This is a genomic window from Candidatus Eisenbacteria bacterium (assembly GCA_016235265.1).
Taxonomy (GTDB): Bacteria; Eisenbacteria; RBG-16-71-46; order RBG-16-71-46; family JACRLI01; genus JACRLI01.
In genome coordinates this window covers 97,226-110,122 of record JACRLI010000006.1, presented here as the reverse complement: position 1 = coordinate 110,122, position 12,897 = coordinate 97,226, and the positions used below count along the sequence as shown (strand labels likewise).

Annotated in this window: 5 protein-coding genes; 3 read left to right on the top strand and 2 right to left on the bottom strand. The window is 72.6% G+C overall.

Going from position 1 to position 12,897, the window contains the following annotated elements; all coding sequences use genetic code 11:
• Positions 1–32: 32 nt before the first annotated feature.
• Complete coding sequence (locus HZB25_03505) at positions 33–1,877, bottom strand: peptidyl-prolyl cis-trans isomerase (GenBank protein MBI5836291.1); 1,845 nt, start codon at positions 1,875–1,877, stop codon at positions 33–35.
• Between the two features lie 152 nt (positions 1,878–2,029).
• On the opposite strand from HZB25_03505, the gene HZB25_03500 reads away from it, so the two are divergent.
• Genes HZB25_03500 through clpB form a run of 3 tightly spaced genes read left to right on the top strand, consistent with a single transcriptional unit; the run spans position 2,030 to position 11,217 of the window.
• Positions 2,030–6,409, top strand: a complete 4,380-nt coding sequence (locus HZB25_03500; GenBank protein MBI5836290.1) for a hypothetical protein — start codon at positions 2,030–2,032, stop codon at positions 6,407–6,409.
• Between the two features lie 4 nt (positions 6,410–6,413).
• Complete coding sequence (locus HZB25_03495) at positions 6,414–8,558, top strand: HEAT repeat domain-containing protein (GenBank protein MBI5836289.1); 2,145 nt, start codon at positions 6,414–6,416, stop codon at positions 8,556–8,558.
• Between the two features lie 58 nt (positions 8,559–8,616).
• Complete coding sequence (gene clpB / locus HZB25_03490; protein MBI5836288.1) at positions 8,617–11,217, top strand: ATP-dependent chaperone ClpB; 2,601 nt, start codon at positions 8,617–8,619, stop codon at positions 11,215–11,217.
• Positions 11,218–11,364: 147 nt separating this feature from the next.
• On the opposite strand, the gene HZB25_03485 is transcribed toward clpB, so the two are convergent.
• On the bottom strand, positions 11,365–12,744 hold the full coding sequence (locus HZB25_03485; protein MBI5836287.1) for a GGDEF domain-containing protein: 1,380 nt from the start codon (positions 12,742–12,744) through the stop codon (positions 11,365–11,367).
• Positions 12,745–12,897: the final 153 nt, after the last annotated feature.

The window sequence follows — 12,897 nt, the reverse complement described above, 5'->3', positions numbered from 1 at the left end:
CTACCAGCCGGACACATTCTTCGAAGCACAACCTACATGTCTCTCAGCTTCAACCTCCGCCGCAGCTCCACCTTCGCCATCTCTTCCGGGTACAGCTTCAGCGGGTGCCGGGCGCGGGCCTTCTGCAAGTACTCCTGCACGATCCTCTCCTGCCGCGGGATCTCCACCGCGTCCCGGGCGTACTTCTCGGCCTCCTCCCAGGTGCGGTGGCGCCGTGGGGCCTTGCCCATCACGTCCACGATGTACCAGGACCCGTTCCACAGGAACGGCTTCCGGGTGTGCTCCCCGGCCTCCATGGCCAGCACCTGCTTCTCCCACGTGGTGTCGCGGCGGCTCTCACCGGTGCCGGCGTAGAACACCATCGAACCGCCTTCGGTGGCGGTCACCGGGTCCTCGGACAGCTCGCGGGCCAGCTTCTCGATGTCGTAGCCCAGCTCCACCAGCTTCAGCACCGAGTCCGCGCGCGCCGAGTCGGAGATCTGGATCAGGTAGATCTTGACCCAGGCGGGGTAGTCGAACGCGTCCAGGTGCGCCTGGAAGAAGGCCTTCACCGTGTCCACCGGGGCCTTCGCGCGCTCCTCCACGTGGGTGCGGATGAAGCGCTCCAGCAGCAGCTTTTCGCGGGTGTCGAACAGGTCGCGCGCCACCAGCGGCAGCGTGTCCAGCTTCGCCTTCACCGCGGCGTCGTAGATGATCGGCTGGGCCGCCATGGTCATGGCGAAGCGGCGGATGTCCTCCTCGGTGGCCATCCGGGGGCGCATGAAGGACGCCACGCGCTCCAGCGGGGTCACCATGTCGCGGATTCGGAAGCTCCCGACGGAGGACTCCAGCAGCGTGAGGTCCTTCTGCGCCTCGGTGAGCCTGGGGACCGGGTTGCTGATCGTCTGCGTGGGCACGTCGCTGGTGGTGTCCACGGGGATGGCGCGGTAGGCCGAGTCGAACTTGACCACCAGCATCGCCAGCACGGCGTCGTTGAACTCCGGCTGCAGGCGCTCCATGAACTGGCGCATCATGCTCGAGCGGGCCGCCGCCGCGCGGTTGCCGGCAAGCGCGCCGCGCAGCCGGTCGCGGGACATCTCGAAGGGGCCGGGGTCGCGCGTCTCCAGCGAGTCCAGGCGCACCACGTAGAAGAGCCCCTCGCCGGGGCCGCGGACCGGCTCGCTCACCTGCCCGGCCTTGAGGGCGACCACCGCCGGCTCGAGCCAGTCGGGCATGAACCCCACCGTCCAGTAGGTGGTCACCTGGCCCAGCGTGGACTGGGTCAGCGGGTCCTCGTTGTTGCGCGCGGCCAGCGACTCGAACACCGCGCCGGCGCGCAGCTGGGCCACCACGCTGTCGGCGGTGGCCTTGCGGCGCACCCCCAGGCGGTGGCAGGCGTAGACGGTGCGCTGCTTCTCCCACAGGGCGCGGGCGTCCTCGTCGGTCACCTCCGCGGCCGCCTCCTGCTGCAGGGCGCCCAGGTAGTCGGCCATGGTGCGCTGGCGGCGCTTCTGGTACTCCTGCCTCTCGGCGGTGTTGAGCTCGAAGCCAAGGTCGGTGACCACCCAGCCCAGGTAGGCCTTGTCAATCAGGTTGCCCAGCAGCTGCCGGGCGCCGGTGGTGTCGTCCGAGGGAGCCTGGGCGCTCATGTCCAGCCGCTGAAACGCCTGTTCCAGCATGGACCGGGTGACCGGCCGCCCGTCCACGTCGGCCAGCAGCGGGGAATTGCCGGGAGGGTAGGCCCACGGGCCGCCCAGGCGGGGCCGGACGGTCTTGGCCGCGGCCTTGCCGGAGGCCTGGGCGCCGCCCTTGGGGTGGAGCTTGCGGACCGACGACGCCTGCCCCGCCGCGGGCAGGGCCAAGCCCAGCACGAGCAGGGTGGCCAGGACACGCTTCATCTACGGGCTCCTTTCGAGTCACGTCCGAAACCGGTTGCTAAGCGGATTGAGGATAATCGGTTAGCCCCCGCCCGGCAAGGCCGGAGGTCGCATTGACCCCCCCGCCGCGGGGAACCTATACTGGCACCGTGAGGTACGCACTTCAGAGGAATATGACGCATTCACCCCCCGGCCGCGCACCCCGCGGCCTTGCCATTTTTGCCGCCGTCCTGTGGGCGGGCCTGGTACTGGGCGCGGCCCGGGCCGGGGCCGAGTCGCGCCTGCTCTCCGCCGACACGCGCGGCGCCACGGTGGAGTTCCTGCTGCGCGGCCTGCGCGTGGACACCGTGCAGGTGGAGGGCCGCGCCTATTCCCGGATCCGCTTTGACGGCGGCGGGCTCGCCGACCTGCCGGGTCTGCCCGAGCTGCCCTCCGAGACCGCCGCCCTGGGGATCCCGCGCGGCGGCAGCGCGCGGCTGACGCTGCTCTCGGTGCAGGCGTCCGAGCGCCCCGCGCTGCCGCCGCAGCCGGTGGTGGGGCGCCGGCTGCAGGAGAACGGCACCGACATCCCCACCAACATCGCCGAGCGGCGGCCCGATGCGCGGGCCTACGCGCGCGCCGGCCTGTGGCCGCGCGAGACCGCCGGGCTGGGCCCCGACGCCATGCTGCGCTACCAGCGGGTGCAGCCGCTGGGGGTGCGCCCGGTGCGCTACGACGCCGCGCGCGGCGTGCTGTGGGTGGCGGAGCGGATCTTGGTGCGCGTGGACTTCGAAGACGCCGGCGCGCCGCCGCAGGACCGCGCGGCGCTGCCCGCGGGCGGGGCGCTGCCGGTGGTGGAGAGCGCCTCCCAGGAGGGGATGTACCGCAACACGCTGCTCAACTACGACCAGGCCCGCGCGTTCCGCCTGCAGCGGCCGGCGCTGCCCCCGCCCGCGCCCGCCTTCGACGCGGCGCTGCCCGCGGCGGGCTTCCCCGACTTCAAGCTGCGCGTGGACACCACCGGCGTCTACGCCGTGCCCTTCGCGCAGCTGCAGCGCAAGTACCCGGAGCTGGCCGCGGTCCCGGTGGGGGACCTGCGCTGCTACGAGCAGCTGCCCGGCCCGTTCCCGAAGTCGGCCGGGCTGGCGGATCCCACGCAGTACCCGCAGGAGGTGCCCATCCGCGTGGTGGACGTGGACGGCAACGGCAGCTTCGACGGCGACGACTACGTGGTGTTCTTCGGCCGCGAGCTGTCCGACCGGTTCCGCGCGAAGTGGTACGACATCCTGCGCACCTCCCGCTACTACACCCGCGGGCACGTGTACTGGCTGGCGCGGCGCGCGGCCGGCGGGCCCGCCGCGGCGCGCATGGCGGAACGGCCGGCTTCTCTGGGCCTGGCCTCCACCACCACGCCGGAGTCCTACCGCGCCACGGTGCACCGCGAGGAACACTTCTTCTTCGTGCCCGACCCCGACTTCCTGGACCAGCCCACTTTCATGCTCACCAACAAGCTCATGGAGGACACGCTGGCGTTCCAGGCCAGCGAGATCGACTCCAGCCGGCGCATCGGGCTGCGCGCCGCGTTCCGGGGCGCCGACCTGTTCAACGAGGGGGTCTCGCTGGGCACCCACATGATCTCGATGTGGCTGGAGCGGCCGCAGGGCACCGGCAAGCTGAGCGATCCGGTGGTGAGCCGGTTCACCTTCGTGGCCCGCGACTACGCGCTCTACGACAGCGACCGCGACCCCGGGTTCACGCTGGACGGCACGCGGCTCTCCCCGGTGCGCAACGTCCTGCGCCTGGTGGGCGAGCATCCCGCCGGCGGGGGCTTCGCGCCCAACTCCGGCGCCTACATGGAGTGGTTCGAGGTCAACTACTACCGGCGCTTCCTGGCCCCCGGCACCACCGGGCGGTTCGGCTTCACCAGCGGCGACGCGCCGGGAGCGCTCACGCTGCGCCCCGGGAAGTTCCGCGAGAACACCGTGGAGGTCTACGACGTCAGCGACTCCGCCGCGCCGGTGTTCATTGATGCCGCGCCCACGGCCCAGCGCACCGGCTCCACCTGGCAGGTCAGCTTCCAGGACACCGTGGGCGCGATGCCCCACGCCTACGTCGCCGCCAGCCGCTCGTTCCTGCCGCAGCTGCCCGACGGGGTGGTGATCCCCGACACGCCCAGCGCGCTGGGTTCCATCACCGGGGCCGACCTGGTGATCGTCACCCACGAGGGGCTGGAGAGCGAGGCGCAGCGGCTGGCCAACCTGCACCAGGCCGAGGGCCTGCGGGTGGCGGTGGCGCGGGTGGGGGATGTGTACGACGAGTTCGACGGCGGGCGCAAGTCCGACGTGGCCATCAAGCGGATGCTGCGCCGCGCCTTCTACCGCTGGAGCCCGGCGCCCCGCTACGTGCTGCTGCTGGGCGAGAGCAGCGAGAACCCGATGTTCCACCGGTTGAGCGCGGCGGCCGGCATTCCGCCGACGTTCCAGAGCCACCGCGACCTGCTGCCCTCGCCCCGCGGGTTCGGCTCGGTGCCGCTGGGAAGCCACTGGGAGGTCATCCCCGAGGACCACTGGTACGTGGCGGGGCTGGACACCACCGACCGGGTGCCGGTGTTCCCGGGCATGGCCATCGGGCGCATTCCCGCGCACACCGCGGCCGACCTGGCGCCCGTCGTGGACAAGATCGTGCAGTACGGCAGGGTCCAGCCCGCCGACGCCTGGCGCGGCCGGATGCTGCTGGTGGCCGACGACCAGTGGTCCAACGGCATCGGCTTCGCAGACAACGTCCTGACCCGCAACGACTGGGAGATCACCTTCCGCCAGGTGAACCAGCAGATGCAGCGCGTGACCGCCTTCGACGGCGGCTTCCGGGGCTTCGGCGTGGATTCGTTCTACCTCTCGCTGTACACCGACACGCTGCACTCCTGCGACGTGTCCGGCAACGTGGCACAGCGCGACTACAACTGCATCACCACCACCCGGGACTGGCACGCGCTGATCGGGCCGAAGCTGTGGCAGAAGATGGGGCAGGGTCACCTGATGGTGGACTACCAGGGCCACGCCAACTCGCGCCTGTGGGCGCACGAGCGCATCCTGGAAGGCGACGGCAGCAACCAGGACGCCGAGCAGATCGGCAACCAGGACCGGCCGTTCTTCCTGATGGCCTTCGCCTGCCACGTGAACCGGTACGACTTCTACCGCGAGAACGACGGCTTCTACGGCGAGAGCAACGCCGAGCGGCTGCTGGGCAAGGCCCGCTCCGGAACCATCGGCAGCTTCGCGTCCACCGGCTACGAGTGGCTGCCCTACGGCGGCGAGCCGGACCTGGGCACCGAGGTGGTCCGCTCGATGTTCGTGCGCCCGCCCACGCCGGACGTGGGCGGCGACCGGGGCGTGAAGTGGATCCTGGGCGACCTGCTGCGCGACGCCAAGAGCAATTTCCTGCTGCGCCTCATGGGCGCGCCGCGCGACACCGACAGCTCGTTCGTCGCCTGGCGCGGTTTCGAGTCCAAGCCGCCGCTCATGGGCGGCAACCTGAACGCCTACGAGGTGTTCTCCTACTGCCTGCTGGGCGACCCCGCGCTGCGCATGGACCCCGGCACGGCGTTCTTCACGCTGAGCCAGGACGGACGTCCCATGGACACGTTCCAGTACTTCCGCACCACCGGGCCCGACAGCGTCACGCTCTCGGCGCTGGTGGAGAGCCCGGTGGGGCTGGATTCGGCGTGGGTGCAGGAGCGGCTTCCGGACGGCGCGGTGCGGGCGGTGCCGGCGGGCTCGTACAGCGTCACGCGGGAGGGCGATCCCGCCGCCACGCATGCGCGCCGCTTCCGGATCAGTTTCCGCACCGTGCCGCACTTCGAGGACTACTTCGTGGACTTCCGCGCCCGCAACGTGGACGGCGTGGAGTCCTACTCGCCGGTGCGCCGGGTGCTGGAGTTCACCACGTTCACCAGCGACAAGGGCCCGCTGGACCCCGCGCACGCGCTGCCCGCCGACCAGCGGATCCAGGTGGGCTTCGCCACCTCGGTGGGCGCCGACTCCTCGCTGTTCCGCTTCCGGCTCAACGGCCACACCCTGGAGCCCACCTCGGTGACGCGCGCCGCGGACCCGCCGGAGCAGGGCGGGCTGGAACGCTGGACCGCGACGCTGCGACAGACCTTCCCCGGCGGGCTCAACGAGCTCGCATTCGTGGTGGGTGGGCCCGGAGGGGCCACCGCGGAGACCCGCGTGAGCTTCCGGGTGGTGGCCGGGGAGGCGCTGGCGCTCTCCGAGGTGATCAACTACCCCAACCCCTTCGCCGCCGCCACCGGCTTCCACTACGCCCTGAGTCGCGCGGTGGACGACCTCTCGGTGCGCATCTACACTCTGTCCGGCCGGCTGATCCGGGAAATCCGGGTGGCCGCGGGGTCCGGCGCGGATGCCGCCCTGCTGGACGCGGGCACCCACATGCTGGCGTGGGACGGCCGCGACGGCGACGGCGACCCCCTCGCCAACGGCGTGTACCTCTTCAAGCTGACGGTCCGATCCGGCGCGCAGTCGCTGGACCAGCTGGGCCGGATGGTGAAGGTCGAATAAGCCGATGAACAATCCAGGCATCCCCCGCGCGCCGTGGCGCGCGGCGTTCCTGCTTGTGGTTTCCGTGGTGGCGCCGGGGCTGCTTCCCGGCGGCGCGTCCGCCGGCGTGTGGCAGGGCACGCGGCCGCTGCTCCAGAAGCCCGAGGGCATCATCGGCGCGTCGCCGGCCCCCAAGCAGCCGGCCTCCGCCCTGCCGCGCTGGAAGCGGGAGCCCGCCCCCGTCTATGCGCTGCCCGCGCCGCCGCGCGGGATCGCCGCGGGCACACTTTACGACATCGCCGTGGCCGAGGACCGCCGCGCCGCCGGGGACCCGCGCCTGGGCACCTGGCTGGCGGATCCCGCGCCGGCGGTGCGCGCGCGCGCCGCGCTCGCCGTGGGCCGCATCGGTTCGCGCGCCGGCCTGGGATTGCTCCTGCCGCTGCTCTCCGATCCCGACATCACGGTGCGCGCCGGCGCCGCCTTCGCCGCAGGCCTGCTGGCCGACAGCGCCGCGCTCGAACCGCTGGCGCGCGCCGCCGGGGATCCCTCCCCCGAGGTGCGCCGCCGCGCCGTGGAGGCGCTCTCGAAGCTGGGCAGCCGCCGCGCCGTGCCGGCGGTGGCCGCGCGCCTGCGCGACGTGGCCCGCGAGGTGCGCCTCGATGCCGCCGTGGGGCTGTGGCGGCTCCAGGACTCCACGGCGGTGGACTCCGCGCTGCCGTTGCTCGCGGACCGCGACCCCGAGCTGCGCTGGCGGGCGGCGTACGCGCTGGAGCGCGGCGGCAGCCGGCGCGCGCCGGGGGCGGTGCGCCCGCTGCTGCGGGACACCTCCGAGACGGTGCGCTGGGTGGCCGCGCGGGCCCTGGGCCGCATGCGCGACCTCCTGTCCCAGGACGCGCTCAAGGCCGCGCTCTCCGATCCCTCGTGGCGGGTGCGGGTGCAGGCCGCCGCCGCGCTGGGCGCGCTGGCGGATTCCTCTGCCGGCGCGGCGCTGGCGGCGGTCCTGGCCGACTCCTCCGCCTACGTGCGGGCGACCGCGGCCACGGCGCTGGGGGCGATGCGCTTCCACGGCGTGCTGCCCGGGCTGCTGGCGATGCGCGACGATCCCTCGCCGGCCTGCCGGGCGGCGGCCGGCACGGCCGCGGCGCGGATCCTGCGCGAGCGCGCCCTGGCCGCGTGCCGCGTCTTCCTGGGCGACTCCACGGAGTCCGTGCGCGCCGCCACGCTGGAGGCGCTGGGCGAGGCGGGTTGCCGCGACGCCTGGAGCTACGCCACCGCCACCTTCGAGGGCGGCCGGCCGCGCATGCGCACCGCCGCGGTGAACTTCCTGGGCGCCATGCGCGACGGCCACGCCATGCGCATCGTGCTCCGCGCGCTGCGCGACCGCGACCTGATGCTGGCGGCCACCGCCGCGCAGGCGCTGGCCGGCAGCGGCGACTCCTCCCGGGTGAGCGAGTTCGAGATCCTCTACGACCGCGCCCGGGGCGAGGCCAACGCCGACGCACGGCTGGCCGCGGCGGACGGCGCCGCGAGGCTCTGGCCCATCCACGTGCAGCGCTTCCTGCGCCGCGCGCTGGCCGATCCCGACCCGCGCGTGCGCGCCGCCGCGGCCGGCGGCCTGAAGACCGCCACCGGCGAGGACGTGCCCGACTCGGTGCTGAACCGGCCTCTGCCCGAATCGCGCTCCGGGTGGTTCCTGGCCGCGCAGCCCGGCCGGGGCGTGTCGCGGTTGCCCCGGGGTGCGGTCCTCAGGACCGCGCGCGGGGACATCCGCGTGGCCTTCGAGACCGACGCCTCCCCCAACACCGTGGCCAACTTCGCCGGCCTGGCCGCGCGCGGCTACTTCGACCGGCTCACCTGGCACCGGGTGGTGCCCAACTTCGTGATCCAGGGCGGCGACCCGCACGGCGACGGCGAGGGCGGGCCCGGCTACGCCATCCGCTGCGAGATGAACGAGATCGGCTACGACCCCGCCCGCGTGGGCATGGCGCTCTCCGGCAAGGACACCGGAGGCAGCCAGTTCTTCATCACCCAGTCGCCCCAGCCGCACCTGAACGGGCGCTACACCATCTTCGGCCGGGTGACCCAGGGCATGGACGTGGTGGAGAGGATCCAGCAGGGCGAGAAGATCCTGTCGGTTCAGTTGGAGGAATCGCCGCGCGCGCCGCGGTGATGTCCGCCGGCCGGGCCCGTCGACGCGTCCCGCGACCCGGAGCGCAAGGAACTGTCCCATGCGATTCGACCGCTTCACCGTGAAGGCCCAGGAGGCGCTGGCCTCCGCGCAGCAGCTGGCCGCCACCGGCGGCAATCCCGAGATCGAGCCCGCCCACCTGCTCGCGGCCCTGCTGCGCCAGGAGGGCGGGATCGTGCCCGCGGTGCTGGAGAAGCTGGGCGTGCCGTCCGCGCCGCTGGCGGCCGAGGTGGAGCGGGCCCTGCTCGCGAAGCTGCCGCGCGCCACTGGCGGCGGCGAGCCGGGCCTCTCCGCGCGGCTGCGCAAGACGCTGGAGGCGGCCGACTCGGAGCGCGACAAGCTCAAGGACGAGTATGTCAGCTCCGAGCACCTGCTGCTCTCGCTCGCCGCGGAGCCCGGGGAGGCCGGCAAGCTGCTCCGCGCGCGCGGTGCCACCGCCGGGGGCGCACTGCAGGCGTTGCGCACCGTGCGCGGCAGCGCGCGCGCCGACGACCCCAACGCCGAGGACGCCTACCAGGCGCTGGCGAAGTACTCGCGCGACCTCACGCGCATGGCGCGCACCGGCAAGCTGGACCCGGTGATCGGGCGGGACGACGAGATCCGCCGCGTGATCCAGGTGCTGGCCCGGCGCACCAAGAACAACCCGGTGCTGATCGGCGAACCCGGCGTGGGCAAGACCGCCATCGCCGAGGGCCTGGCGCAGCGCATCGTGCGCGGCGACGTGCCCGAGGGCCTGCGGGACAAGCGCGTGATGGCCCTGGACCTGGGCGCGCTCATCGCCGGGGCGAAGTACCGCGGCGAGTTCGAGGACCGGCTCAAGGCGGTGCTCAAGGAGGTGGTCGAGGCCGCCGGAAGCGTGATCCTGTTCATTGACGAGCTGCACACGCTGGTGGGCGCCGGCGCCGCCGAGGGCGCCATGGACGCCTCCAACCTGCTCAAGCCCGCGCTGGCCCGCGGCGAGCTGCACTGCGTGGGCGCCACCACGCTGGACGAGTACCGCAAGCACATCGAGAAGGACGCCGCGCTGGAGCGGCGCTTCCAGCCGGTCCTGGTGGCGCCCCCCTCGGTGGAGGACACCGTGGCCATCCTGCGCGGCCTCAAGGAGCGCTTTGAGGTGCACCACGGCGTGCGGATCAAGGACGCCGCGCTGGTGGCCGCGGCCGCGCTCTCCGACCGCTACATCGCCGACCGCTTCCTGCCCGACAAGGCCATCGACCTGGTGGACGAGGCCGGCGCGCGGCTGCGCATGGAGATAGACAGCCGCCCGGTGGAGATTGACGAGCGCGAGCGCCGGGTGGCGCAGCTCTCCGTGGAGCGCGAGATGCTGCGCAAGGAGACCGACGCCGGCTCGAAGGAGCGCCTGCGGCGGCTGGAGGCCGAGGTGGAGGAGCTGCGCACCGAACTGGCCGGCCTCACCGCGCACTGGGAGAAGGAGAAGGCCGCGCTGGGCCGCATCCGCGCGCTCAAGGAGGAGCTGGAGCAGGCCCGCCAGAAGGCCGAGGAGGCCGAGCGCGCCAGCGACTTCAACCGCGCCGCGGAGCTGCGCTACGGCGTCGCCGCCGCGGCGACGAAGCGGCTGGAGGCGGAAAACGCCGCCCTGGCGGAACTCCAGAAGCACCAGAAGATGCTCAAGGAGGAGGTGGACGAGGAGGACATCGCCGAGATCGTGGCCAAGTGGACCGGCGTGCCGGTGACGCGGCTGGTGGAGAGCGAGATGCAGAAGCTGGTGCACATGGAGGCGCGGATCTCGAAGCGCGTGGTGGGCCAGCCGGACGCGGTGCGCACGGTGAGCGAGGCCGTGCGCCGGGCCCGCGCCGGATTACAAGATAGCAACCGCCCGCTGGCCTCGTTCCTGTTCCTGGGCCCCACCGGCGTGGGCAAGACCGAGCTGGCCCGGGCGCTGGCCGAGTTCCTGTTCGACGACGAGCGCGCCATGGTGCGCCTGGACATGTCCGAGTACATGGAGAAGCACAGCGTGGCCCGCCTGGTGGGCGCCCCTCCCGGCTACGTGGGCTACGAGGAGGGCGGCGCACTCACCGAGGCGGTCCGCCGCCGCCCCTACGCCGTGGTGCTCTTCGACGAAGTGGAGAAGGCCCACCCCGACGTGATGCACGCGCTGCTCCAGGTGCTGGACGACGGCCGCATGACCGATGGCCAGGGCCGCACGGTGGACTTCAAGAACACCCTCATCGTGATGACCTCCAACCTGGGCTCCGCCGAACTGGCCGGCTACGCCCGGGAGCAGCGCGAGGAGCGCCGCCGCGGCATGCTGGAGGTGCTGCGCGGTCACTTCCGCCCCGAGTTCCTGAACCGGCTGGACGAGATCGTGATCTTCGACGCGCTCACCCGGGACGACCTGCGCGCCATCGTGGAGATCCAGCTGGCCCGCCTGCGCCCCGCGCTGGAGGCGCGCGGCGTGAAGCTCTCCTGGACCCGCGAGGCGGCCGACCTGCTGGCGCGCGAGGGGTTCGATGCCGCCTACGGCGCGCGGCCGCTCAAGCGCGAGATCCAGAGGCGGGTGCAGAACCCCCTGGCGATGAGCATCCTGGAAGGCAGGCTGGGAGAGGGCAACGAGGTCAAGCTGGAGGCGCGCGAGGGGGAGTTGCACATCAGCCAGGCGGGCCTCGCGCCCGCCGGGTGACCTTCCGGATTTCCGCGGGCCTCGCGCCCGCCGGGTGACCTTCCGGATTTCCGCGGGCCTCGCGCCCGCCGGGTGACCTTCCGAATTTCCGCGGGCCTCGCGTCCGCCGGGGGGGATCGCCGGGTGTCCGCGCGCCTCAGGCCCGCCCTACGTAGTCCCCCAGAAGTGAACCTGGTTCTTCCCCGAGGCCTTCGCCCGCAGCACCGACTCGTTCGCCTTGCGCCACAGGTCCGCCTCCACCTGGGCGTCGTCGGGGAACAGCGCCACGCCCACGGACACCGTGACCCCCACCAGCGAGCGGCTGCGGTCCAGCCCGGTGACCTCGAAGCGGGCCTGCGCCACGGCGTGGCGCAGACGCTCGGCGATGGTGCGGGCATCGTCGCGGGCCACCGGCGGGGAGAGGATCACCACGAATTCCTCGCCGCCGTAGCGCGCCACGCAGTCGAAGGGCCGCACCGCGCGCTGCAGGATGTCGGCCACGCCGTGCAGCACCTGGTCCCCGCCGGAATACCCGTAGATGGTGTTGAATTTCTTGAAATTGTCCACGTCGCACAGCAGCAGCGCCAGCGGCGAGCGGTCGCGCTGCGCCCGCGCCAGCTCGCGGCGCATCTGCATCTCGTAGTAGGAGCGGTTGTACAGGCCGGTGAGGGCGTCCAGGAACACGAAGCGCTGCAGTTGCAGCAGCTGGCGCAGCAGCACGCCCATCTCGCCCGCGATGGTCTCCAGGAGCGAGAGCCGGCCCTCCTCGAACCAGCCGGGCTGGCGGCTCCAGGCCTCCAGCACCCCGGTCCAGGCTTCGTCGGGCCGCCCCACGCGCATCGCGGCCAGCGAGCGCACGCGCGCCGGGGGCCCGCCGGTGCCGCCTTCCTCGCTGGCACCGGCGTCCGTCCCCGCGGTCGGGGTCCTTCCGGCGCCCCCTCCGGCCCGCACGCCGGTGGCATGCATGTCGTCCCAGACCGCGATGTGGCCCTCGCGGTAGACCCTCTCCAGCTCCCGGGGATCGGTGGGGGAGGACACCACGGAGGGATCCCACTCCCCGCCGGCGCCCCACTCGGTGGAGGGCACCCAGTTCACGCCATCCGCCTCCAGCAGGTTGCGGGCGTGGTCCAGCAGGGTGCGGATGAGCTCGTTGGGGCTGCGCAGGGAGGAATGGTCCCGGGTCAGCAGCTCCTCGTGGATCCGGAGCAGTTCGCGCAGCGATTCGGGGGAGGGTTCCTGGCCCCAGCGGGTTCCGGGGCTGTAGCGGTGGTTGGGGCCGGAGGCCGCGCGGGCTTCGCCCACCACCACGATGGCGGTGCCGTCGGGGAGGTAGTAGCGGAGCTGGCCCGGCTCCAGCCCGCGGGTGTCCGTCAGGAGGACCCCGGAGCGCGCCAGTTCCTCCAGGGCGAGCAGCGTGGCCCGTTCCAGGCCCGGGATGTCGCCCCGGCCCAGCGAGTGCTGGATCTGATCCTGGAGGGGCGCGCTAAGTCGAAACTGCGTAAGCAGTTCCGTAACAACGCGCTGGAAGGTGACCGGCTGGCGCGGCATCGTGTGCTGGCGGAACTCCCGTGTCGGTGGTGATCGCCGTGCTCGGCATTATTCTACCACAACCGGGTGTCCGAAGATACCGATTGCTGAATATTTCGCAACCTGAGGCCCATTCAGCCGGCCCCTTGTGGTTCGAAGAATGTGTCCGACGGT

Coding starts and splice junctions, on each gene's coding strand:
- HZB25_03495 (MBI5836289.1), top strand. CDS start 6,414: ATGAACAATCCAGGCATCCCCCGCGCGCCGTGGCGCGCGGCGTTCCTG.
- HZB25_03485 (MBI5836287.1), bottom strand. CDS start 12,744: ATGCCGCGCCAGCCGGTCACCTTCCAGCGCGTTGTTACGGAACTGCTT.
- HZB25_03505 (MBI5836291.1), bottom strand. CDS start 1,877: ATGAAGCGTGTCCTGGCCACCCTGCTCGTGCTGGGCTTGGCCCTGCCC.
- clpB (MBI5836288.1), top strand. CDS start 8,617: ATGCGATTCGACCGCTTCACCGTGAAGGCCCAGGAGGCGCTGGCCTCC.
- HZB25_03500 (MBI5836290.1), top strand. CDS start 2,030: ATGACGCATTCACCCCCCGGCCGCGCACCCCGCGGCCTTGCCATTTTT.